We start from the raw sequence: 20,476 nt of genomic DNA, 5'->3' as shown, positions 1-20,476 counted from the left end.
ACCTCCAGCCGTGATGGTAAATGCTTTTCTCGCCGACGACTCAGGGCAAACACTGGGTTTAATCGCCCGCCGATCCCAACGACGCCCATGAGCTGTCACGAACTCGAAGCGCTCAAACTCGGCTTGATGAACGTACTGGGAACCGACGACACCGCAGCCCGCGAACACGCCGAGCAGGAGTTGGAGGGCCATCTTACCGGGCCGATCGGCGCGCTGGCCGAGGCTGAGACGCTGTCGGCAATCGAGCGCCATCTTGATGCCGCCTTGGTCGACCTCGAAGAGGAAATCGCCACAACAGACGCAGATGACCCCGAGTATGACTATCTTCGTGGGCGGCTTGTGGCCGTCCGCGACGCTGAGTTGGCGATTCACCGACTGACTACTCAGGGTGAGAGCGTCTTCGAGGGGCTTGGCGAGGCCCACGATACACTCCACGAGGCGTTCCCGGTCGAGGAGTAGACCGGTCGTCGGTGCGGACAGATCGGTTCCAACCAGCGAGCAAACGGTGAGATGCTGGCGATTGATTGATTCACCCGGTATCTACACCAACAATCATTGTATTAACGGCGGCTGTACACACAAAGCAAAGCACCGAACAGCGGGATATCGGCGGTGAGATCGGAGAGCGGTGCGGAATCATATATCTCAGGACACGTACATTTCCCATAGCACTTTTACTGTAGTTCACCGATCCAACAAACGATGATCCCTGGTGCTGATTCCGCGATCACTCGCAACGAGAAGTCCCTGATTCTGGCGTACGACCACGGTCTGGAACACGGCCCGGTTGACTTCGAGCCGAACCCCGCGACAGCCGACCCTGACCGGGTGTTCGAGATCGGCACCCACGACGCGGTCACCGCGGTCGCCGTCCAGAAGGGGATCGCCGAAGGCTACTACCCCTCTTACGAGGACAAGGTGACGCTGTTGGCGAAGCTTAACGGCACCTCGAACCTCTGGATGGGTGAGCCCAACTCGGCGGTCAACTGGACGGTCGAAAACGCCGTCGAGGTCGGCGCGGACGCCATCGGCTTCACCGTCTACGGCGGCTCAAACCACGAGATCGAGATGGTCGAGGAGTTCCGCGACGCCCAGGAGGCCGCCCGCGACCACGACCTCGGCGTCGTCATGTGGTCGTACCCCCGCGGCCAAGGGCTGAAGAACGCAACAACCCCCTCGACGATCGCCTACTCGACGCGGCTGGGGCTCGAACTCGGCGCGGATATCACGAAGGTCAAGTATCCCGGCTCGCCGGAGGCGATGGCGCATGCGGTCACACAGGCCGCCGATTCGAAGGTCGTCATGAGCGGCGGCTCGAAAACCGACGATCAGGATTTCCTGACGACCGTTCGCAACGCGATGGAGGCCGGTGCCAACGGGCTGGCCGTCGGGCGCAACGTCTTCCAGCGGGATAACCCCGAACAGATCCTCGATGGGCTCGAAGCCGTCATCTTCGAGGACGCCAGCGTCGCCGACGCGCTCGACGTGATGGGCGTCGAACCCACCAACCCCGAGGCACTCTAATGGTGGCTGACACCAGCGACTACGAGGCGGAGCTTGACGCCATCTTCGAGACACTGGCCGAGCTTGCCCCCGAGATCCGCGCGTCGCTGCCGGGCCGGCGCGTCAAAAGCGACGAGGTCAATCCCAGCGGCGAAACGCGCTTGGAGGCCGACGCCTACGCCGACGAACTCATCGAGGAGGCTCTCGGCGGCATCGACGGTGTTGGCACCTACGCCAGCGAGGAGCAGGCCGAGCCGATCGACGTGGGAAGTGGCGATGTGTCCATCGCCTGCGACCCGCTTGATGGCTCCTCAAATATCAAACCCAACAGCCCGATGGGGACGATCATCGCGGTCTACGAGGGCGACCTCCCGGCCGGCGGCGACCGCCTGCTCGCCTCCGGGTTCGTCCTCTTCGGCCCGATCTTGACAATGACCTACGCCCGCGATGGACAGGTCACCGAGGCAAACGTCGGCGACGGCGAGATCGACGTGATCGACGACGACGTGACACTCCCCGATGAGCCGACCGTTTACGGGATGGGCGGTCGGGTGCCCGACTGGACGCCTGGCTTTTCGGCGTTCATCCGCGCCATCGAACAGGAGTACAAGCTGCGCTACGGCGGCGCGATGGTCGCCGACGTGAACCAGGTGATTACCTACGGCGGGATCTTCTCGTATCCCGCGCTCAAATCGGCCGAAAACGGAAAACTACGGCTCCAATTCGAGGGGATCCCGATCGCCTACATCATCGAATCCGCCGGTGGGTCGTCCTCGGATGGGACGCAGTCGATCCTCGATGTCGACCCCGAGAAGTTCCACCAGCGCGTGCCGGTGCATCTCGGCAACGACGAGATGATCGACCGGCTTGAAGCGACGCTGGCGGCCCACGACTGAGAGCGACCGCCCCGTCGGTTGCTGGGTGGCTTTTCGACATCAGCATCGTTTTTATGCTATAGCGTCAGGCGTTTGTATGACGGTTTCCGGCGTCACCACATGGGTTGAGTCCGTGTTGGTCGACGGCGTCTCGACGGAACTGCGGATCGCGGCGAGTATCCTGATCGCCATCAGCGCGGTGGTGATCGGCTTCCTGCTCGTGCCGCGGGTTGCAACCCGAACCCGGTTGGCTGTCACGGGGTGGGTCAAGGGTCGGTTCGGCGAGTCGGCCAGCGAAACCTACGAGCGGATCGACTCGGTCGCGCCGGTCGGCGTCCTCGTGACGATTCTCGTTCGACTGCTCCAGCTGTTCGTCCTCGCCGGAACCGCGTTTGTGTTGCTCGTCATTTGGGGACAGATCGGGCCGGCCCTCCGGCTGGTCGGGCTCAGCCAGGTCGCGCTGCCGGCGGTCGGCCGGTTCGTCTCGACGGGCCTTGTCCTGCTTGCGGCGTTCGTCGTCAACGACTTCATTCACGATGTCGTCAAGGAGTATACGGCCAACACGAAACGCGTCACCGCCCACCAAGAGCAGATCCTAACGCGGGTGCTACAGGTGGCGTTGATCCTCGTCGTCGTCGTCGCCGTCTTTAGCATCTGGGGGATCGATATCGGCAGCCTGCTGGTCGGCGCGGGCTTTCTCGGTGTCGTCATCGGGCTGGCGGCCCGCCAGACGCTGGGATCGCTGCTGGCCGGTTTCGTCCTCATGTTCTCCCGCCCGTTCGAGATCGGCGACTGGGTCGAGATCGGCGAGAAAGAGGGCATCGTCACCAAGATCACGATCATGAACACCATCATGCGGAACTTCGACGGCGAACACGTCGTCATCCCCAACGACAACGTCGCCAACCAGGCGATCACCAACCGGAGCCGCGACGGGAAGCTCCGCATCCACCTCGAAGTCGGCATCGACTACGACGACGATCCCGAACACGCCAAGGCGGTCGCCCGCGAGGCCGTCGAGGAGGTAAAGATGGTCGAGAACAACCCCAAGCCGCAGGTCTTCCCCGTCGCCTTCGGTGGGTCGGCGGTGACGTTGGATATCCGGTTTTGGATCGCGCCGCCGACGCCGCAGCGTCGCTGGCACGCGACAGCGGGCGTCGTCGAGGCGGTCAAAGCGCGGTTCGCCACCGAGTCGATCTCGATCCCGTTCCCGCAGCGAACGGTCAGCAGCCGGGATGTCTCCGAGCCGGATTCGGTGACACAGCCGTCGACAGCCGATAGCGAAGAGTGATCGAGCAGCTCCGCGTCGGCGACCGATGAGATCCGTCGGTAGACTGGTCTAACCCGGATTTTAGACGCGGTGAACCCAAATCCTCAAGGTTCGACTGGCCCTCACTCCGGTATGCACCGCGAGGACGCCAGACGCCGGTTTCGCCGCGCCTCGTGGGTCAACGTTGTCGCCAATCTCGTCAAGATCATCGCCGAGGGAGCCGTCGGGATCGTCTTTGGCTCGGTCGCGCTGGTCGCCGACGCGGCCCACTCGGTGGCCGATCTTGTCGCCAGCGGCGTCGTCCTCGTGTGGGGGTCGAGTTCCTTCGACGACGCCGATGCAACCCACCCACACGGTCACGCGCGGATCGAACCCCTCACCGCGATGTTCGTTGGCGCGGTGATCGTCGTCCTCGGCGGCTACCTCCTCTATGAGTCCGTTCGCGGCCTGCTTGCCGGCAGCGACATCGAGTTCAGCTACTACCTGCTCGGCGCGCTGGGGTTTGCGATGGCGGATATGTATCTCGCTTACTGGTACACCGAGCGGGCCAACGTCGGACTGGATTCGACCGCGCTGACCGCCCTCGCAAAGGACTGTCTCAACGACCTCTATACGACGATTGCGGCGATCATCGGCATCATCGGCGTCCGGCTGGGATTCCCGATCCTCGATCCGATCGCGGGCGCGGTCGTGAGCCTGTTGGTCGTCTATCAGGGCGTCGCCATCGGCCGCGAGAACCTCGGCTACCTCGTCGGTGCGGCACCGACCGCCGACCAGCGCGGGGCCGTCGAGGACGTGCTCGCCGCCCACGACGACGTGGCTGGCTACCACGATCTGGCCGTCTTCTATGACGGCACCGTTATCGAAGTCGAAGTCCACGTCGAGGTCGACGGCGAGTTGACGATCCGGGAGGCCCACGACATCGAATCCGAGCTCGTCGACGAGCTCACCGCCCTCACCGACGTTGGCGACGCCCACATCCATCTCGATCCGGCCGGCCTCGGCGAGTGGAAGGACGCGGTGCCCGACCCTGCTGCCGACTGAGCGTCGCCATGCGTCGGCGGCGACGGCGTCGAGACCGAGGGATAGCGATTTACCCCCGGCTCTCGAACCACAGTTGTGCAGATCGTTGGCTACGATGCGGCCGATGGCGGGCTCCTGTTGGGCGGAGCCGACAGCCGTACCGCCGACGCCGCTGTCGATGCCGCAGCCGACGACGGCAACGATACCACTGTCGACGACGCCAGCGATACCACCAGCGAGATCACCTACCGCGCGATCGATCCCGGCACCGAACTCGACTACAGCCTCGGCGACCGCCACTGCGCGGGGACGATCCACGACGACAGTCATATCGCCTGTTCGAATCCGACCGCGCCGTACTGCCCCGACCACGACAGCACGTGGGTCTGTGCGCGCTGTACCGGCACCTGCCTGAAGGATGAGATGGACTGTTATGACGACCACGCGATCTACCTCGCGGCGTTCGCGCCGGCGACATTCAAAGTCGGCGTCACGAAGGAGTGGCGACTCGACACCCGGCTCCGCGAGCAGGGCGCGGATCGGGCGGCCCACATCGCCACCGTCGCCAACGGCCGGATCGCCCGCGAGCGTGAAGCCGAGATCGCCCGTGAGATACCCGACCGCGTTCGCGTGCCGACCAAACGTGCCGGGCTCGGTCGTCGCGTCGATACCGATGCGTGGGAGGATCTGCTGGCCGATTTCGAGCCGATCGAGCGATTTGACTTCGAGTACGGCCTTGATCTCGACAGCCAGCCGGTCGCCGAAACCGTCGCAGCCGGCACCGTCCGGGGGACGAAAGGCCGACTGCTGATCGTCGACCGCGGCGGCTCGACGTACGCTGTCGACATGCGCGAGTTGGTGGGCTACGACGTGACTGAGGGCAGAGAGAGCCGCGAACTGCAGTCGAGTCTCGGGTCGTTCGAGTGAGCGTGGACTGCTCAGACCGGTAATTCGGTATCGCCAGCGGCCGCTGACGCGGTGATCGTCACGTCGAACTCGATGGTCTCGTAGGGGACAAACGGGGCCTTCGACTGCCCTGCGTGTCGGAATTTGACGATCCCGGTATCGGCCAGTAGATCGATATCATCGTGAACGACCGAATAGTTCCGCTCTAACCGCTCAGCTAACGCGGTGATACTGTCGGCTGGCTCGTCGAGCAGCGATTGCAGGAGTTCGAGCCGTCGGTCGGTCAGGAGTTTGCGAAGCCCTGCCGCTGTCTCGAAGGAGACGACAGCGGCGTCAGTCTCGCTCGGGTCGTCGGCAACCTCAGTGAGAGCGGCGTCGAACGCCGCGGAGCCGGACTGGATCGTGATGCGAAGCGTCTCCGGGTAGCGTGTCGCCTCGGGTGCGGGTGTCGTGTGGTTATCGTTGCTCATTGAGTCGGTGTACCTCCCGGCGGAAGCGGGCGAGATGGGTTTCGAGATCGGTGAACTCGATGCCCGTGACCTCGCCGTCATGGTGGCGGTGGTGGGGGCCGACAGTGCTGTCGTGGGCGTTGTCGTACCGCAGGATCGCTTCCTCGCCGTCCGGGTCGTAGTACTGAAACCGGTAGGCGTAGCCGCCTGGTGCCGTCGAGGATTCGACGGCAAACAGTTCGACCCTGGTGCCAGCGGCAGCATCGAACTCGAAGTTGCGATCGATAACGACAGTACCGTCAGCCATACCATCCGTCGTATATCACCTATCACCCGATAGCATATAGAAGCAGCGGCCACAACAGCTGTCGATCGGGGTTACGTAGCAGACGGAACCGATCTGAAAATGTAACAACCGACACTTACCGCAACAGTCGACTACAGGAGCCACAGAGGTTCTCTTCCTTGACATCGACCTCACGCACTGTCGGCGAGAAGCTCATCACGCATTTGTTGTTGTCGCAGTGTTCCAGCCCAAGCGTGTGGCCGATCTCGTGGACGACCTCCTTGCGGACGCGGTCGGAGAACACCTCATCTTCGGGTTTCGAGGATATCCCACCGTCCGAGGAGGTGCGGAGGCGGTGTGTCGAGATCACCGAGCCGTTGCCGTTGAGGTAGGCGAGTCCGAAGACGTAGTTGCGGCGGCGGTAGTAGAGATCGTTGGCGGTGATCCCGATGTTTTTGTCGCCGGCACCGACGCGACTGACGAGTTCGATGAAATCCTCGGCCCGGTATTGATTACGGTTTTGGTCGAACGCGCCGTCGGGGATCGACTGGCTGTCCTGCACCGTCACCTCACAGTCGTAGACGGATCGCAGGACAGCCGACGACTCGCGCTTGACGTGGGCGGGTACGTCCCCGATCGGCACGATGTCGGCATGCATGGAATCGTATACGGCGAGCCGGTTCTTAAATTTCACGACGAGGGCGGTGGCGTCGTGCGGTTGTCTGACAAGGCTCGACTTGAACGCGTCTGGCGGTTGAGCCAGCGACTCGCCGCGCTGTCTCGGTACGTTTTTTCGCCTCGCCGGCAAGAGGTCGGCAATGAAGACGACCGCGGTGGTTCTCGATATCGATGGCGTGTTGGTCGACGTTGCCGACTCCTACCGGCGGGCGGTCGTCGAATCCGTCCGGCGGGTCTACGGCGAGACGCTCGACCGCGGGGCGATCCAACCGCTCAAAGACGCCGGCGGCTTCAACAATGACTGGCTGGTCACCGACGCGATCGCGCTTTACGTCCTCGCCCGCAAACAGGGGTTCGACCAGGACGTATCGACGTTCGCCGGTCGGATCGCCGACGCTGGCGGCGGCCGTGCCGGCGCGAAGGCCGTACTCGATGCCGAACTCTCGGCGGGCGATTACGACGCTGTCGTCGACGCCTTCGATCCTGATCGGCTCCGGACGGTGTTTCAGGCCCTCTATCTTGGGGACGACCTCTTTGCGGAACTGGAGGGCGACGAGCCGCCGTTCGACGCCGCAGGCTACATCCACGACGAACCAGTGCTCGTCGACAGCGAGACGCTAGCGACGCTGACCGATCGCTACGCTGTCGGCGTTGTCACCGGCCGGCCCGCCGCGGAGGCGACCATCGCCCTCGACCGCGTCGGGCTGGCGGTCGACGACGACCACCGATTTACGATGGATAACTGGGAGCAAGGGAAGCCACATCCCTACGCACTGTTGACGCTGGCCGAGCGGTTCGACGCCGACCGGCTCATATTCGTCGGCGACACCCTCGATGACGTGCGAACCGCGGTCAACGCGGCCAGCGAGGATGAGAGCCGCGAGTACGAAGGAATCGGCGTCCTCACCGGCGGACTGACCGGCGACGAAGGCCGGGAAGCCTTCGAGAGTGCGGGCGCGACCGCCGTCCTCGATTCCGTCAACGACCTGCCGGCGTATCTTGCCGACCGCGAATAGATACCGGGGCAGGCCGCCGGTCACGTAACGCTTACACCCGAACAACCCCGAAGCCGACCATGCGAATCGCACTTCTCGGCGGCACCGGTGAGATCGGCGAAGGGCTGGCCCTCCGGTGGGGCCACGACACCGACCACGACATCGTCATCGGCTCCCGCGACCCCGAAAAGGCCCGCGAGGCGGCCGACGACTACGAGGCCGAACTCGACGGTCGCGGCGTCGACGCCAAGGTCACCGGCTTCGAGAACGCGATGGCCGCCGACCGTGCCGATGTGGTCGTTCTTGCCGTCCCGCCATACCACGTCGCCGACACGGTCGAGGCCGTCGCCGACAACCTCGCCGACGGCGACATCCTCATCTCGCCGGCAACCGGCATGCAGCGCGACGAGGACGGCTTCCACTACCACCCGCCCGACGCCGGCAGCGTCACCGCCATCGCGGCCGCCGCGGCTCCCGACGGGGTTCCCGTCGTCGGCGCGTTCCACAACCTCGCGGCCGGCCGGCTGGCCGACCTTGATTCCGATCTGGGGATCGACACGCTCGTCGTCGCCGACGATACCGACGCAAAAGCGACCGTCAGCAGCCTTGCCGAGGATATCGACGGGCTTCGCGCGCTCGACGCTGGCGGCCTCGCCAACGCGGCTGAAATCGAGTCGGTGACGCCGCTGCTGATCAACGTCGCCATGAACAACGACGGCCTCCACGATCTGGGCGTCCGGTTCGACTGATCAGGGGTCGCGCTCGTCGGCGTTGAGCCCGTTGCGTTCTTGATCGGGCAGTTTGATCGCGCGGAGCGAGGTGGCTTCCGCGTCGTCGATGGTGATTCTGTCGGCTAGGTTCTCAGCGGACTCGGGGCCCGTCGCTGGCTCGTCGTCGCCGGTGACCCACCCTCGGAATCGGTCGAACAAGCCCATCAGGAATATGTCGCTGTCGAGCGGCGACACGAAAAAAGACTGTGACAACCGAAAGCGACGGATATAGAACGTGGTCGGCCGATACCGAAGCCGTGAACGACACCGACAGCCGGCCGGCCGTCGCCGAGCGCGCCGCGACCGCCGGTGCGGAACTCGCGCGTGAATCGTTCCGAACGGGCATCGCCGCCGAAACCAAAACGAGCAACACTGACCTCGTCACGCAGGCCGACCGCAACGCCCAAGCCCGCGTGATCGAGGTGATCGAAGCTAACTACCCCGACGAGCCAGTCGTCGGCGAGGAAGACGACGCGCTGAAAACCGTCCCCGAGGAGGGGCCGGCGTGGATCGTCGATCCCATCGACGGCACGACCAACTTCGTCAACGACATCCGTGTGTGGGGAACCGCTGTCGCCGCCGTCGAGGACGGCGAACCGGTTGGTGCGGCCGTCGTCTTGCCCGCACTCGGCGACAGCTACACCGCCGACCGCGAGGCGGCCTATCTGAACGGTAGCGAAATCAGCGTCAGCGAGACGAGTGATCCCGAGCTATCGACCGTCTCGCCGCTGATGCTGTGGGATGCTGAAAACCGTGATCAATACGCGGCGGCGACACGGGAGCTCGTCACCCGCTATGACGACCTTCGACGCTTCGGCTCCGCGCAGGCAACCCTCTCGCTGATCGCCGCCGGCTCGCTGGACGGCGGATTCACGAATCTCGTTTCTTATCCGTGGGACAGTGTCGCTGGCGTCCACTTCGTCCGGCAGGCCGGCGGCCGGGTTACCGACCGCCACGGCGACCGGTGGCGACACGATTCGGAGGGATTAGTCGTCTCGAACGGCGAACTCCATGAGTCGCTGCTGGCGGCGACCCGTGGGATCGACGACACGGCGTAGCCTGCCTGCGGGTGGTCGCGCCGGCCACACAGCCGCCGGAGACCGGAACCCTCAACTCAGTCTCGGCCGGAACCACCCGTATGGCCGGTCTCTCCGCCCGCGTCGATGCCGACCCAGAGCGGCTGTGGCTCGGCGTGACCGCCGCGCTGACGACCCTCCTCATTGTCGGCTCGCTGCTCGCCCGCGAGTTGGTCTACGACCGCTTCATCTGGCAGTATTTCTGGGGGCCGGTCGCCGCCGACGGCAACGGCGCGCAGTGTGCGGTGAACCGCGGGGGTGAGGTGTCGTATCTCTTTTCGGCTGGCGAATGTACATCCGCCGAGACAGCCGGCGAGATCGTCGCCTACCCGGGCTACACGCTCGTCTCGGAGGTTGGCTACGTGCTCGTCCTATTGCTTGCACTCGTCGGCGTCTATCTGCTCCTTCGCCGGCTTGGGATCGGCGACAGCCGGTCGCTGTTCTACGCGCTGTTCCCGTTCATGCTGTTCGGCGGCGCGCTCCGCACAATCGAGGACGCGGGGATCGCCGCCCTCGCCGCGGGGAGTGAGCCGCTGATTGCCTTCCCGTGGAGCGCGCTCATCATCAGCCCGTTCATCTACGTGACGGTGTTTGCGGTGACGCTTGGGGCCGTCGGCGTCGGGGTCGCCCTTGAGAACCGCGGCGTCGTCGACGCCTACGAGTATCCGGTCGCCGCCATCGGGACGCTGCTGGTTGCGTCGAGTGTCGGCTATCTCACCTATCTCGCGGCGACGACAACGTACGTCAGCCTACGGCCCCAGGTGCTTGCGGTGGTGGCCGTCGGTGCCACGCTGTCGGCGGCGGCGACGTGGCTGCTCATCGAGCGGGTCGCACCGGCGATCAACGCCGGCACCGGCCTGATGGGCGTGGTGTTGCTGTGGGGCCATTCGGTCGACGGCGTCGCCAACGTCGTCGGGCTCGATTGGATGCCGGCTCTCGGCGCAGGGCCGAATCTCGTCCCGAAACACCCGGTGAACGCGGCCGTTGTCGATATTACTGGGGCGGTGCTGCCGGCGTCTGTGCTGGCGGTTACCGGCGACACCTGGCCGTTTCTGCTGCTCAAACTGGCGGCGGCAACGTTTGTCATCTGGGTGTTCGAACCCGACCTGCTGGAGGAGTCGCCGCGGTACTCGATTTTGCTGTTGGTCGCGGTGTTGGCTGTCGGGCTCGGCCCCGGAACGCGGGACGTGTTGCGGGCGACGTTTGGGGTGTGATTCGGAGCCTCCTACTCGATCGCATCCCGCAACTGTTGTTCGTAGTCGGCGAAGGCGTCGTCCGTCCGGGAGCGTGGTCGATCAAGCTCGATGTCGACGACCTCGTGTACCGACCCCGGCGACCCGGTCAGGACGACCACCCGGTCGGCCAGCGTGACGGCTTCGTCGACATCGTGTGTGACAAACAAGACCGTCTTGTTTGTTGCCGACCAGATATCGAGCAGTTCCTCGTGGAGCCGTTGTTTGGTCTGGGCGTCGACGCTGCCGAACGGCTCGTCCATCAGCAGGATCTCGGGATCGACGGCCAGCGCGCGGGCGATGCCGACGCGCTGTTTCATGCCGCCGGAGAGCTCCTTGGGGTAGCTGTCCTCGAAGCCATCGAGGCCGACGAGGTCGATCATCTCGCGGGCCCGCTGTAGCCGGGCCTGTTTGTCGAGGTCGCGCTCCTCAAGCCCGAAGGTGACGTTTTTCAGGACGGTGCGCCACGGGAACAGGCCGTACTCCTGAAACACCATCCCGCGGTCGGTGCCGGGGCCATCGATCGACTCGCCGTCGAGCCAGACGGTTCCCTCAGTTGCGGATTCGAGGCCGGCAATAATGCGGAACAGGGTCGTTTTCCCCGCCCCCGAGGCACCGATGATACAGACGAACTCACCCTCCTCGACGGCGAAGTTCACGTCACGCAACGCGTCGACCATCCCCGACTCCGAGCGGAATCGCTTATCGATCCCGTCGACGACGATCTTCCCGTCGGTCGGTTGTTGGCTCATTCCCGCCATACGAGCACCCTCGATTCAACACGCTGGAAGATCCCGTCGCTGATTAGGAAGACGATGCTGATGACGAACATGTAGGCGACGCTCACGTCGAGTGCGAGGTTCTGGGCCGCGTTGATGATCTGGAAGCCAACGCCGGGCGCGCCGAACAGCTCTGCGGCGACGACGATCATCCACGACTGGCCGATACTGGTGCGGATCCCGGTCATGATCTCCGGGCTCGCCTTCGGGACGACAACCTTGCGGATCATCGTGAGATCGTCGTCGACGCCGAGGGAGGCGGCGACCTCCTTCGTGCTCTGGGGGACACCTTTGACCCCGGCGTAGGCGTTGTAGAAATTGATCCAAAAGGCCCCGATACCGACGATGAACGCCGCACCGCGGTGGTTGACACCGAGCCAGACGATCGCAAAGGCGATCCACGCCAGCGGCGGGATCGGGCGCAACACGCGCTGGACGGGCGTGATCGCGTCGTCAAGCAGCTCACTCCAGCCAAGTGCGATCCCGAAGCCGATCCCGGCCGCGCCGCCGACAAACAGCCCCGGGATGTAATGATAGAGGCTATCGGAGAGATTGACGAGCATTCTGGTGAGCCCGATCTCGGCATCGAGCAGCGGGACGGTGAAGACGGCTGGCGCGGTCAACTCGACGACAAAGGCTTGGGCGACCTCAAGTGGCGTCGGTAGCAGGTAGGTCGGCACCGGCATCGCGGCGACCTGCCACACCACCAGAAAGACCGCCGAGCCGACGGCCCCGCGAAGGAGTCGTTGTCGGCGGCCGGAAGTGATCAGCTCCTTGTCGGCGAACAGTCCGCTTTCGGCGTCGGTGCTTGTGTCGATGCTCACGGTTAGGCGACGGTGTCGTAGTGGCTGAACTCGAAGAGCTGGTCGTTGGTCAGCTCCTGTTCTGTGCGCTCAAGGCGGTTGGCCCAGTCGGCGAAGATCGGCGTCCCATCCTCGATCCGGTGGGGATCGGAGATGAAGTTCGAGGCTCGGGAGTCAAGCGCGGCGCGGGCGTCCTCGACGGGCAGTGCCTCCGGCCCAACGACGTTGCTCGTCGCCTGGGCGGCCCCATCGGGGTTCTCTTCGACGAACTCCGTCGCCCGGATATGCTGTTCGACGAACGCTTCGGCGATCTCGGGCGCGCCATCGTAGATGCGTTCGTGCATGAGTGTGACCGCACCGGGCTGACCGCCAGGGAAGAAGTTCCCGCTCCAGTCGAGATCGGTGTAGCCGGCGTCACGCCGTTTGGCGATCGTCGGCACCGGCTCGATCATGCTCGTCCCATCAATCTGTCCGGAAAGCAACGCCTGCCGAACCGGGCCTGCACCGCCCAGCGAGGTCACATCGACATCGTTGCCGGGTTCCAGCCCCAGCTCCTCGATCAGCCAGTACCGCAGTGTGATATCCGGAACTGAGCCCGGTGGATAGGTACCGAACTCGAAGCGTTCGCCGGTTTCTTCCTCGAAGGCGGCGAAGGCGTCTGCGCCGGAGTCCTCGTAATCGTCGGCGAACTCCTCGGTGCCCATAATCAACATCGGATCGACGATATTCGCGTTCGTTATTTTCGCAGGGATCCCCCGATCGATAACGATCATCGCCGGGATGATCCCGAACAGCATCACGTCGTACTCGCCGGTTGCGGAGGCCTGGACGATGCTCGGCCCATCGGAGAAGAGTTCGGTTTCAACTTCAACCGGGAGCTCCTCGAAGTAGCCCTCCTCCAGCATGATATGGGACTGGATGTCGGGATAGATCGGCATATGTGCGACGCGTACTGTGTCGATGCTACCACCATTCCCACCGCCTGCACAGCCGGCGAGCCCTGCTGTACCGGCTGTTGCCAGCCCGCTCAGGTATGCCCGCCTGGAAACGGGTGCGTAGGTGTCCGTCATTACTACCCATCGGCTATCGGCGTGGTTTAAGCGTCGGATAGGTCGGATACCTGCCGATATCGAATACTCACCGATAGCCGAAACCCCCGTCCGAACCGGGTGATGCGGCTGCATGATTCTGTTTGCCGTAGCAGGGTGTGTCAGATATAGGCGCAAAGAGTTCCGGTATTCCACACCCCACCGATCAGCTTAGCCGCGATACCACCGAACGCACCGTTCGAACCACGACAGACGGCCGAGTCGCGTGTAGCTTACCCCAAGGGTGAGCCCCCAGAGGAGGTGAGCGAGCAGGCCGATCGGCGTAAGATTCGGAAGCGTTGCCGGCTGACCAAGGATCGACAGCCACGCCGGCATCACGAACCCGGCGGCGACAAACCACAGCACCGCCCCCCACCCGAGCCCGAACAGCGACGCCCCAGCCGCGGCGACAGCGACGCGCCGCGGTCGGTGTACTGGTAGCCGGTGGCGAACAACAGCGCGAAGATCACGCTGTGAAAGAGGTGTGTCAGCCAGCCGATGCCGGGGTTGCCAACGCTGTAGAGCGCGCCGATCACCGGCAGCGAGTCCGCGGAGAGTTGGAGAAACGCTCCCATCACCACCCCGGCAAACAGCCCGGCTATCGTCGCGCGACCGATGGCCATAACGCTGATCCCGGCTGTTTCGGTCACCGATCCCGACAGCGGCTCCCGTGGGAATCGCACCGTGATCCGGTGTGGCTCCTCGCCGCCCGCACCGCCTGCGGTCGTAATCTGCCCGCCGTACCGCTCGACCAGCAGGCTGACCGCCTGTAAGCCGAAGCCGGCACCCGGATCGTCGTACTCCGGAAACTCACCCATCGTCAGCAACGCGCGTTGTGCCGGCGGGAGCCCGGGGCCGCCGTCGACGACGTGCATCGCAACCGCCCCCGCCGTCGACTCGATCGCAACACCGACAGCGTCGTCGTCGCCATACCGGATCGCGTTTTCGACCAGTTCGGTGACCACGATATCGAGGCGGTCGTCGGCAGCGACCGTTAGCTTGTCGGGTACCGACTCAACCTGGATCTCCCGGTCAGGATACTCCTTACGAAGATCGTCGATCGCCGTTGTCAGCACCCCCGCAAGCGGCACCGGTGTGATCTCGCTGTCCTCGTTGGGGCTGGCGATCCGGCCAACCTCGGTGATCGTCCGCTTGATCCTGCCGGCGGCGTCGTCGATCGCCGAGATCGACTCCGGGCGGTCGGGCGTCTCGGCCAGCAGACCGACGTGGCCCTCGATGATCGCGGCGGCGTTGAGCACGTCGTGGCGGAGCAGGCGGTTGACGAACGCCGCGCGGTTGGCCGTCCGCCGGATCTCCTGTCGCTTGCGGCTGTTGGCGGCCGACCGGTCCCCGATGAGGACGCCGACGACCGCACCGCCCACGAGGAGATTACCGACAAGGAGTTGTGAACCAAGCAGCGTTGTCATCATCCCATCGCGGAGGATCGTACTGAGCTGTGTCGCCACCAACAGCGCGACGAGGCCGCCGATCCCGAGGCCACACCATACCGTGACTGTTCGCACGTAGGTCGGCGAGAACCGGCCAACCGTGAGGATCACCCCAAAGACCGTCAGCCCAAGGCCGACGACCAGCGGCGGCAGACTCGCCAGCAGAAACGGCAGCGGCAGCCCTGCACTGATCGTCTCGGCGACAAAGAGCCGGGTGATGAGAAACCCCACGACAGCGATCCCCAACCCGCCGTACCGCTTCCAGCGTTCCGACGGTGTGACCATCGTGCGAACGATGTCGATGGGGCCACTAGATCGTTGGGCTGTTCTGAGCTGCTGGCGCACAGCCGATGGTGGCGGGGGCTTTTATCAGGCGTTTATGTACCACTTTTATATTGGTTCATGTTCTATCGGTCGTACGTACTACTGACACATGGTCGATCCGACAGAAACTATCGAAATCCAAAACGTCGTTGCCTCGACAGGGATCGGTCAGGAACTCGATCTCGAAGCACTTGCGACCGACATCCCGGGAGCGGACTTCAACCCCGACAACTTCCCGGGGTTGGTCTACCGCACCCAAGACCCAAAAGCCGCCGCGTTGATCTTCCGATCGGGGAAGATCGTTTGTACCGGCGCGGCCAGCACCGACGAGGTACACGGCGCGCTCGATATCGTCTTCGAGAAGCTCCGCGGCCTCGGCATCCCGGTCGGTGATGATCCCGAGATCACGGTCCAAAACATCGTCTCCAGTGCGGATCTCGGCGACAGCCTCAACCTCAACGCGCTGGCGATCGGGCTGGGGCTGGAAGACGTTGAGTACGAACCCGAGCAGTTCCCCGGGCTCGTCTACCGGATGGACGACCCCGAGGTCGTGATCCTGCTGTTCGGCAGCGGGAAGATCGTCATCACCGGCGGCAAGAAACCCGAGGATGCGACCGCCGGCGTCGAAAACATGACTGAGCGGATCGCCGAACTCGGGCTGTCGGGCTGATCACGGCGAGGGGGTTGGCCGCTCCGTCTCAGAGCACTGTTCGTCCTCCCACGCACGCCGGTCGGCGATCGCCCTGGCGACGCGGTCGGTTGGCACGTAGAGGTTCGTCCGATCGTCCTTTTGTTGCTTGGTCAGATACCCTTTTTCGACGAGGGCGTTGAGGTTTGGATACAGCTGCCCGGGGTTGATCGTCGTCTCCCGGTAGGCTTCGAGATCGGCTTTGATCCCAAGACCGTAGGGTTCGTCCATCCCGTCGATCACAAACAGGAGATCGCGTTGGAACGCGCTGAGTTCTTTCATCACCGTTCACTCCGTTGTCAACAGCAACGCCGTGTCGACGGCGTGGTAGCATTTCATCTCACACCCTTTTTCGGAGTAGACGTTGTCGCAGACCCGGACGAGACCGGCATCGGCGAGTTTCGTGAGGTGGTAGCTGGCGTTCTGCACCGAGGTGTCGACGCGGTCGGCGATCTCCGAGGCTGTCAGCGGTTCCTCGCGGACACTCAGGAGGATCTCCCGGGCGGTGTCGGAGTGGATCGCCGCCAACACATCGCCAAAGTCGGCGTGATCGAAGCGCACAACGCGCGTGTCGGTGTCGGACGCAGGTGTCGATTCGGGTCGTTTCGAGAGGGCGTGCATCAGCAGGCACCTCCGCGGAGCGATCGATCGATGCCGGCGAACCGGTGGAGTCGATGATACATGGGGACGCTATCGGATTCTTTCCACTGATGGTATATAAATCGCCCACGCGGATTTCACGGGCAGAAACGCGGTGGTTGGGTGGCAGAAACGCAGTAGTTGGGTGGCAGAAACGCAGTAGTTGGGTGGCAGGCAGCAGCGATATGTGACACACACCAGTCACGACTGTCCGCGTCGTCGGGATCGGGCACCGAGCCCGCGAACGAGTACGTTTATGCACGCATCGGCACAACGGGTACTCAATGGTGCGTGACCCGTCACAACGGGACGATGCTCCTACCAGCGAGGAGGTTCTCAACGCACTCGGCGACGAACCTACCAGAGCGATTATCACCGAACTCTCAGAACCAATGACGGCAAACGAACTCTCGGATGCGTGTGATATCCCCCTGTCGACAATGTATCGCAAGCTTGACCGGCTGACCGATGCCAACCTGCTGACGGAGTCGACGGAGATCCGCCGGAGCGGCCAGCATGCGACGCTGTATGCCCGCGGCTTCAACCAGATTGCCGTCTCCGTCAACGACGACGAGCAGCTGGTCGTCACCGTCGAGCGACCGGCGGGCGAACAGACCGCCGACCGCCGGCTCGAAGAGCTGTGGACACAGATGCGGGAGGAGACATAATGCATCTCGAAACTGTCATCATCGGCGTGATGGCCGCGATCCTCGTGTTGGGGGGTGCGATCACCTACTTCGCGTTCAAAGCCTATCGCCGAACGGGTGATCCCTCGCTGCGTGGGCTGATGATCGGCTTCGGCTTTGTCACCCTTGGCGCGCTGTTTGGTGGGATCGCCCACCAACTGCTTGAGGTCGGCCTCGATGTTGGGATCGCTATCAACGCCGTGTTGACGGCGATCGGGTTCAGTGTGATCACCTACTCCCTGTTTATCGAATAACGAGGCCGCACTCACCTCGGAATCAGGGGCACCGATCAGATGATTCAAACCACCGGCTCAACGACAGCCGGTATGGACACCACGACCGACGACGAGCCGATTGAAGCAACGGTCGGCGACCGGCTTGCCGACCGTGAAGAGACGATCGCGGTTGCCGAATCGCTGACCGGCGGGCTGCTCTGTTCTCGGCTGACCGACATCCCCGGCGCGAGTGAGTACGTCGACCGCGGCGTCGTCGCCTACGCCAACAGCTCGAAACAGACAGCCCTTGGCGTCTCCCGGGAGGCACTCGACGCCAACGGCGCGGTCAGCGAGGCTGTTGCCGCCGAGATGGCCCAAGGGATGCGAGATACCGCCGAAACAACATGGGCCCTCTCGACGACCGGGATCGCCGGCCCCACCGGCGGCACCGACGACAAGCCGGTCGGGCTCGTCTACATCGGCGTCGCCTACGCCGCCCCGTGGGGCAGCGAGGACTCCTTTGTTCGCGTGGATCGACACATCTTCGACGGCGACCGCGCAGCCGTGAAACGAAAAAGCGCGACCCACGCGCTTGAAGCACTATCGGCGGCGATCGACGACGCCAGCGACTGACCTGTTCAGTTCGTCGAGACGATCTCGACGACATCGCGGTGGGCGAGGTCGTGATCCGCGCCGACCTGTCGCTCCGTCCGGCAGTCGATCCCGTGGAGGAGCCCGTCGCCGATATCAGAGTGGAGGAAATAGGCGAAATCCTCAGTTGTCGACTCCTCGGGGAGAATAAAGCAATCGCGGAAGACGCCATCCGTGTCGTCGCTGCCGTTGGCACTCCCCGGGAACACCGCGATACAGCCCAGCACATCGAACAGCGCGGTCTCGATGGCCTGCTGAACGCCGGTACCACCAAACTCGGTGATAAACTCCCGGATCTGTTCGAGGCCGGCTGCCTGTTTGGTCGAGGGGTCGCCGACGATATCGAACTCGTCAGCACCGGGCGTGTAGTCGATGACGCCGTTGTCGGCGGCCTGTTTCAGTGCCCCCTCGGCGTGAGCACTCACCGGAACGAATGTCAGGTGGTCGTAGTCGGGATCGGCGGTGATTGCCTCCCAGTTGGCCTGGGCTTCGGGGGTGTCCATCTTGTTGGCCGCGATCAGCATCGGTTTCGTGCGCTTGCGGATCTCACGAGCGAGTGCCTCGCGGTCGCCCTCGTCCCACTTGTCGGTATCAAGTTCGAGGCCGAGCGAGCGGATGAGCTGTTTGATCTCGTCTTTGTTGGTCTTGAACGCGCTCATCTGCTCAGCGAGGTCGACCTCGATCTTCGCGTCCGCGCCCTCATATTTCCCTTCGTGGCTCTCAATTCCCTTTTCGAGGATGTCGAGATACCACATGTCGAGTTCGGTTTCGAGGAAATCGATGTCCTCGCGTGGGTCGTGGCCCTCGGTGGGTTCGCCCTCGCTGTCGGTTTGTCCGGAGAAGTCGACGATGTGGATCAGCGCGTCAGTCTCGTTGAGATCGGTCAGAAACTGATTGCCAAGGCCGTTGCCCTCGTGAGCACCGGGGATCAACCCCGCCACATCGACGAGTTTTGTTGGCACAAAGCGGGTGCCGTCACGGCAGACGCCGACGTTCGGCGTGCAGGTCTCGTCGAACTCCGGGGCCGCACAGTCGACGCGGACGTAGGCCTCGCCGACGCTGGGATCGATTGTGGTAAACGGGTAGGCTCCCTCAGGCACGTCGTTTTTCGTCGCTGCATTGAAGAAACTGGATTTGCCGACCGATGGTTTGCCCACCAGGCCGATCCGATAGCTCATTGTCGAGTCTGGTCGACCGCCGGACAAAAACCGTTCTACCCGTCGGCGCGTAGTCGGCTGGTACCGTCTGTCACGGCCGACAGCCAACCCACAGCCGTTTTGCGACCGCTCGGCGAAGCGGTCTGTATGGACGATGCCAACAGCGACGACACGGAGCAGGCGACCGACGCAGCCGACGACGGTGACCGGTTTGTCGTCGGTGTGCACGTCACTGACGACGAGCTCAGATTTGTCGTCCACGTGCCAAGCGAAATCGACTCGGGGTGGCGCGATCCCGACGAGTTCCAACAGCTGGTCGAACAGATCACCTGGCAGCACCTCGATCAGGAGACGACATTGCGGGCGATCGCTGCTGAGAGTGCCCCCGGCGAGACGGTCACGCTGGGTAGCGTTACGTTGCAGCCCGATGGAACGGTCGTCGATCACGAGCTGCCGGCACCGGCAACCGACGAGTAGCGACGGCCGGTAGAACAATACCACTGTGGGACGTTTTCCCACTATGGCTGCAACATTCGAACTCTTCGTCGACAGCGCGGATCAGTGGCGATGGCGGCTCGTCCACACAAACGGAAACATCATCGCCGACAGCGGCGAGGGCTACGCGAGCCGACAGAAATGCAAGCAGGGCATCGAGAGCGTCAAACAGAACGCCCCAGAGGCCGAGCTCGTCGACGCCGAGTGACGGTTCGGCGCGGGTCAACGGCTGACACCCGCGAGCGACAGCGATAGCTGTTGCTCGCGGTGACTGCTGTCGGTGCGGAGCGTTGCTGTCGCTCCCGGGAACCGAGCGTTGTTGTCAGCGAGCCAGAGGTGTGACTCGCGGGATGATGAATGAAGGTATGAATGGGTGGCGGCGAACCACGGCTCCCAGAGGGTCTCCCACTCCAGTACTGCGCGGAACGCTGACGAGCTTA

General features: G+C 63.8%; 28 protein-coding genes. 16 read left to right on the top strand and 12 right to left on the bottom strand.

Annotation, left to right across the window (positions count from 1 at the left end; translation table 11 throughout):
• The first annotated feature begins 87 nt into the window (after window positions 1–87).
• The 6 genes from HKK80_RS07070 (at window position 88) to HKK80_RS07045 (ending at window position 5,598) form a co-directional block, all read left to right on the top strand.
• Entirely contained in the window at window positions 88–459 is a 372-nt protein-coding gene (locus HKK80_RS07070; protein WP_411798910.1) for a DUF3209 family protein, read from the top strand.
• Between the two features lie 243 nt (window positions 460–702).
• The gene (locus HKK80_RS07065; RefSeq protein ID WP_411798909.1) at window positions 703–1,524 is read left to right on the top strand and encodes a class I fructose-bisphosphate aldolase; all 822 of its coding nucleotides are present in this window, start codon (window positions 703–705) and stop codon (window positions 1,522–1,524) included.
• Window positions 1,524–2,399, top strand: a complete 876-nt coding sequence (locus HKK80_RS07060; protein ID WP_411798908.1) for a class 1 fructose-bisphosphatase — start codon at window positions 1,524–1,526, stop codon at window positions 2,397–2,399. The genes HKK80_RS07065 and HKK80_RS07060 overlap by 1 nt, the downstream gene beginning before the upstream one ends.
• 76 nt (window positions 2,400–2,475) lie before the next feature.
• A complete protein-coding gene (locus HKK80_RS07055) occupies window positions 2,476–3,669 on the top strand; it encodes a mechanosensitive ion channel family protein (RefSeq protein ID WP_411798907.1) in 1,194 nt (397 codons plus the stop codon).
• A gap of 111 nt (window positions 3,670–3,780) precedes the next feature.
• The gene (locus HKK80_RS07050; RefSeq protein WP_411798906.1) at window positions 3,781–4,692 is read left to right on the top strand and encodes a cation diffusion facilitator family transporter; all 912 of its coding nucleotides are present in this window, start codon (window positions 3,781–3,783) and stop codon (window positions 4,690–4,692) included.
• A 75-nt stretch (window positions 4,693–4,767) separates the two neighbouring features.
• The gene (locus HKK80_RS07045; RefSeq protein WP_411798905.1) at window positions 4,768–5,598 is read left to right on the top strand and encodes a DUF2797 domain-containing protein; all 831 of its coding nucleotides are present in this window, start codon (window positions 4,768–4,770) and stop codon (window positions 5,596–5,598) included.
• An 11-nt stretch (window positions 5,599–5,609) separates the two neighbouring features.
• Here the strand turns inward: HKK80_RS07045 and HKK80_RS07040 are convergent, their stop codons facing one another.
• From HKK80_RS07040 to HKK80_RS07030, 3 genes are all read right to left on the bottom strand, one after another.
• Complete coding sequence (locus HKK80_RS07040; protein ID WP_411798904.1) at window positions 5,610–6,047, bottom strand: transcriptional regulator; 438 nt, start codon at window positions 6,045–6,047, stop codon at window positions 5,610–5,612.
• A complete protein-coding gene (locus HKK80_RS07035) occupies window positions 6,034–6,333 on the bottom strand; it encodes a DUF6516 family protein (protein WP_411798903.1) in 300 nt (99 codons plus the stop codon). The genes HKK80_RS07040 and HKK80_RS07035 overlap by 14 nt, the downstream gene beginning before the upstream one ends.
• Window positions 6,334–6,448: 115 nt before the next feature.
• Window positions 6,449–6,970, bottom strand: a complete 522-nt coding sequence (locus HKK80_RS07030) for an archaemetzincin family Zn-dependent metalloprotease (RefSeq protein ID WP_411798902.1) — start codon at window positions 6,968–6,970, stop codon at window positions 6,449–6,451.
• A gap of 160 nt (window positions 6,971–7,130) precedes the next feature.
• Between HKK80_RS07030 and HKK80_RS07025 the strand changes: the two genes are divergently transcribed.
• Together HKK80_RS07025 and npdG are read left to right on the top strand one after the other, a co-directional pair.
• The gene (locus tag HKK80_RS07025; protein ID WP_411798901.1) at window positions 7,131–8,006 is read left to right on the top strand and encodes a TIGR01548 family HAD-type hydrolase; all 876 of its coding nucleotides are present in this window, start codon (window positions 7,131–7,133) and stop codon (window positions 8,004–8,006) included.
• Between the two features lie 59 nt (window positions 8,007–8,065).
• Window positions 8,066–8,734, top strand: a complete 669-nt coding sequence (npdG, locus tag HKK80_RS07020; protein ID WP_411798900.1) for an NADPH-dependent F420 reductase — start codon at window positions 8,066–8,068, stop codon at window positions 8,732–8,734.
• Here npdG and HKK80_RS07015 read toward each other — a convergent pair whose 3' ends face one another.
• Window positions 8,735–8,920, bottom strand: a complete 186-nt coding sequence (locus tag HKK80_RS07015) for a hypothetical protein (RefSeq protein WP_411798899.1) — start codon at window positions 8,918–8,920, stop codon at window positions 8,735–8,737.
• A gap of 92 nt (window positions 8,921–9,012) precedes the next feature.
• On the opposite strand from HKK80_RS07015, the gene HKK80_RS07010 reads away from it, so the two are divergent.
• Together HKK80_RS07010 and HKK80_RS07005 are read left to right on the top strand one after the other, a co-directional pair.
• Window positions 9,013–9,813, top strand: coding sequence for an inositol monophosphatase family protein (locus HKK80_RS07010; protein WP_411798898.1), 801 nt, complete (start codon window positions 9,013–9,015; stop codon window positions 9,811–9,813).
• Window positions 9,814–9,893: 80 nt separating this feature from the next.
• The gene (locus tag HKK80_RS07005) at window positions 9,894–11,045 is read left to right on the top strand and encodes a DUF63 family protein (RefSeq protein ID WP_411798897.1); all 1,152 of its coding nucleotides are present in this window, start codon (window positions 9,894–9,896) and stop codon (window positions 11,043–11,045) included.
• Between the two features lie 11 nt (window positions 11,046–11,056).
• Here HKK80_RS07005 and HKK80_RS07000 read toward each other — a convergent pair whose 3' ends face one another.
• The 4 genes from HKK80_RS07000 to HKK80_RS06985 all read right to left on the bottom strand — a co-directional run bounded on the left by HKK80_RS07000 (window position 11,057) and on the right by HKK80_RS06985 (window position 15,466).
• Window positions 11,057–11,815, bottom strand: a complete 759-nt coding sequence (locus HKK80_RS07000) for an ABC transporter ATP-binding protein (RefSeq protein WP_411798896.1) — start codon at window positions 11,813–11,815, stop codon at window positions 11,057–11,059.
• Complete coding sequence (locus HKK80_RS06995; RefSeq protein ID WP_411799024.1) at window positions 11,812–12,612, bottom strand: ABC transporter permease; 801 nt, start codon at window positions 12,610–12,612, stop codon at window positions 11,812–11,814. Before HKK80_RS06995 ends, HKK80_RS07000 begins: the two co-directional genes overlap by 4 nt.
• A 56-nt stretch (window positions 12,613–12,668) precedes the next feature.
• A complete protein-coding gene (locus HKK80_RS06990; protein ID WP_411798895.1) occupies window positions 12,669–13,715 on the bottom strand; it encodes an ABC transporter substrate-binding protein in 1,047 nt (348 codons plus the stop codon).
• A gap of 353 nt (window positions 13,716–14,068) precedes the next feature.
• A complete protein-coding gene (locus tag HKK80_RS06985) occupies window positions 14,069–15,466 on the bottom strand; it encodes a sensor histidine kinase (protein ID WP_411798894.1) in 1,398 nt (465 codons plus the stop codon).
• A 148-nt stretch (window positions 15,467–15,614) separates the two neighbouring features.
• Here HKK80_RS06985 and HKK80_RS06980 point away from each other — a divergent pair, with 148 nt between their 5' ends.
• Window positions 15,615–16,175: a TATA-box-binding protein gene (locus HKK80_RS06980; RefSeq protein ID WP_120102471.1), complete on the top strand. Its 561-nt coding sequence runs from the start codon at window positions 15,615–15,617 to the stop codon at window positions 16,173–16,175.
• Here the strand turns inward: HKK80_RS06980 and HKK80_RS06975 are convergent, their stop codons facing one another.
• Together HKK80_RS06975 and HKK80_RS06970 are read right to left on the bottom strand one after the other, a co-directional pair.
• Window positions 16,176–16,475, bottom strand: coding sequence for a helix-turn-helix transcriptional regulator (locus HKK80_RS06975; RefSeq protein WP_411798893.1), 300 nt, complete (start codon window positions 16,473–16,475; stop codon window positions 16,176–16,178).
• Between the two features lie 6 nt (window positions 16,476–16,481).
• Window positions 16,482–16,814, bottom strand: coding sequence for an ArsR/SmtB family transcription factor (locus HKK80_RS06970; RefSeq protein ID WP_411798892.1), 333 nt, complete (start codon window positions 16,812–16,814; stop codon window positions 16,482–16,484).
• Window positions 16,815–17,116: 302 nt separating this feature from the next.
• On the opposite strand from HKK80_RS06970, the gene HKK80_RS06965 reads away from it, so the two are divergent.
• The 3 genes from HKK80_RS06965 (at window position 17,117) to HKK80_RS06955 (ending at window position 18,366) form a co-directional block, all read left to right on the top strand.
• A complete protein-coding gene (locus tag HKK80_RS06965) occupies window positions 17,117–17,500 on the top strand; it encodes a helix-turn-helix domain-containing protein (RefSeq protein ID WP_411798891.1) in 384 nt (127 codons plus the stop codon).
• Complete coding sequence (locus HKK80_RS06960; RefSeq protein ID WP_411798890.1) at window positions 17,500–17,772, top strand: hypothetical protein; 273 nt, start codon at window positions 17,500–17,502, stop codon at window positions 17,770–17,772. Before HKK80_RS06965 ends, HKK80_RS06960 begins: the two co-directional genes overlap by 1 nt.
• A 72-nt stretch (window positions 17,773–17,844) precedes the next feature.
• The gene (locus HKK80_RS06955; RefSeq protein ID WP_411798889.1) at window positions 17,845–18,366 is read left to right on the top strand and encodes a CinA family protein; all 522 of its coding nucleotides are present in this window, start codon (window positions 17,845–17,847) and stop codon (window positions 18,364–18,366) included.
• A gap of 5 nt (window positions 18,367–18,371) precedes the next feature.
• Here the strand turns inward: HKK80_RS06955 and HKK80_RS06950 are convergent, their stop codons facing one another.
• Window positions 18,372–19,562: a redox-regulated ATPase YchF gene (locus HKK80_RS06950; protein ID WP_411798888.1), complete on the bottom strand. Its 1,191-nt coding sequence runs from the start codon at window positions 19,560–19,562 to the stop codon at window positions 18,372–18,374.
• A gap of 126 nt (window positions 19,563–19,688) precedes the next feature.
• Here HKK80_RS06950 and HKK80_RS06945 point away from each other — a divergent pair, with 126 nt between their 5' ends.
• Entirely contained in the window at window positions 19,689–20,018 is a 330-nt protein-coding gene (locus HKK80_RS06945; protein ID WP_411798887.1) for a hypothetical protein, read from the top strand.
• A gap of 43 nt (window positions 20,019–20,061) precedes the next feature.
• Window positions 20,062–20,244: an HVO_2922 family protein gene (locus tag HKK80_RS06940; protein ID WP_411798886.1), complete on the top strand. Its 183-nt coding sequence runs from the start codon at window positions 20,062–20,064 to the stop codon at window positions 20,242–20,244.
• 14 nt (window positions 20,245–20,258) lie between these two features.
• Here the strand turns inward: HKK80_RS06940 and HKK80_RS06935 are convergent.
• Window positions 20,259–20,476 (bottom strand): hypothetical protein (locus tag HKK80_RS06935; RefSeq protein WP_411798885.1); only part of this gene is annotated, 218 nt, incomplete at its 5' end.

Source organism: Halonotius sp. F2-221B (assembly GCF_046719765.1).
Classification (GTDB): Archaea; Halobacteriota; Halobacteria; order Halobacteriales; family Haloferacaceae; genus Halonotius.
This window is presented reverse-complemented; position numbering and strand designations above follow the sequence as displayed.

Excerpts from the sequence above, each read along its gene's own strand:
- HKK80_RS07070 (WP_411798910.1), top strand. The coding sequence starts at position 88 with ATGAGCTGTCACGAACTCGAAGCGCTCAAACTCGGCTTGATGAACGTA.
- HKK80_RS07065 (WP_411798909.1), top strand. The coding sequence starts at position 703 with ATGATCCCTGGTGCTGATTCCGCGATCACTCGCAACGAGAAGTCCCTG.
- HKK80_RS07060 (WP_411798908.1), top strand. The coding sequence starts at position 1,524 with ATGGTGGCTGACACCAGCGACTACGAGGCGGAGCTTGACGCCATCTTC.
- HKK80_RS07055 (WP_411798907.1), top strand. The coding sequence starts at position 2,476 with ATGACGGTTTCCGGCGTCACCACATGGGTTGAGTCCGTGTTGGTCGAC.
- HKK80_RS07050 (WP_411798906.1), top strand. The coding sequence starts at position 3,781 with ATGCACCGCGAGGACGCCAGACGCCGGTTTCGCCGCGCCTCGTGGGTC.
- HKK80_RS07040 (WP_411798904.1), bottom strand. The coding sequence starts at position 6,047 with ATGAGCAACGATAACCACACGACACCCGCACCCGAGGCGACACGCTAC.
- HKK80_RS07035 (WP_411798903.1), bottom strand. The coding sequence starts at position 6,333 with ATGGCTGACGGTACTGTCGTTATCGATCGCAACTTCGAGTTCGATGCT.
- HKK80_RS07030 (WP_411798902.1), bottom strand. The coding sequence starts at position 6,970 with ATGCATGCCGACATCGTGCCGATCGGGGACGTACCCGCCCACGTCAAG.
- HKK80_RS07025 (WP_411798901.1), top strand. The coding sequence starts at position 7,131 with ATGAAGACGACCGCGGTGGTTCTCGATATCGATGGCGTGTTGGTCGAC.
- npdG (WP_411798900.1), top strand. The coding sequence starts at position 8,066 with ATGCGAATCGCACTTCTCGGCGGCACCGGTGAGATCGGCGAAGGGCTG.
- HKK80_RS07015 (WP_411798899.1), bottom strand. The coding sequence starts at position 8,920 with ATGGGCTTGTTCGACCGATTCCGAGGGTGGGTCACCGGCGACGACGAG.
- HKK80_RS07005 (WP_411798897.1), top strand. The coding sequence starts at position 9,894 with ATGGCCGGTCTCTCCGCCCGCGTCGATGCCGACCCAGAGCGGCTGTGG.
- HKK80_RS07000 (WP_411798896.1), bottom strand. The coding sequence starts at position 11,815 with ATGAGCCAACAACCGACCGACGGGAAGATCGTCGTCGACGGGATCGAT.
- HKK80_RS06990 (WP_411798895.1), bottom strand. The coding sequence starts at position 13,715 with ATGACGGACACCTACGCACCCGTTTCCAGGCGGGCATACCTGAGCGGG.
- HKK80_RS06985 (WP_411798894.1), bottom strand. The coding sequence starts at position 15,466 with ATGGTCACACCGTCGGAACGCTGGAAGCGGTACGGCGGGTTGGGGATC.
- HKK80_RS06980 (WP_120102471.1), top strand. The coding sequence starts at position 15,615 with ATGGTCGATCCGACAGAAACTATCGAAATCCAAAACGTCGTTGCCTCG.
- HKK80_RS06975 (WP_411798893.1), bottom strand. The coding sequence starts at position 16,475 with ATGAAAGAACTCAGCGCGTTCCAACGCGATCTCCTGTTTGTGATCGAC.
- HKK80_RS06970 (WP_411798892.1), bottom strand. The coding sequence starts at position 16,814 with ATGCACGCCCTCTCGAAACGACCCGAATCGACACCTGCGTCCGACACC.
- HKK80_RS06965 (WP_411798891.1), top strand. The coding sequence starts at position 17,117 with ATGGTGCGTGACCCGTCACAACGGGACGATGCTCCTACCAGCGAGGAG.
- HKK80_RS06960 (WP_411798890.1), top strand. The coding sequence starts at position 17,500 with ATGCATCTCGAAACTGTCATCATCGGCGTGATGGCCGCGATCCTCGTG.
- HKK80_RS06955 (WP_411798889.1), top strand. The coding sequence starts at position 17,845 with ATGGACACCACGACCGACGACGAGCCGATTGAAGCAACGGTCGGCGAC.
- HKK80_RS06950 (WP_411798888.1), bottom strand. The coding sequence starts at position 19,562 with ATGAGCTATCGGATCGGCCTGGTGGGCAAACCATCGGTCGGCAAATCC.
- HKK80_RS06945 (WP_411798887.1), top strand. The coding sequence starts at position 19,689 with ATGGACGATGCCAACAGCGACGACACGGAGCAGGCGACCGACGCAGCC.
- HKK80_RS06940 (WP_411798886.1), top strand. The coding sequence starts at position 20,062 with ATGGCTGCAACATTCGAACTCTTCGTCGACAGCGCGGATCAGTGGCGA.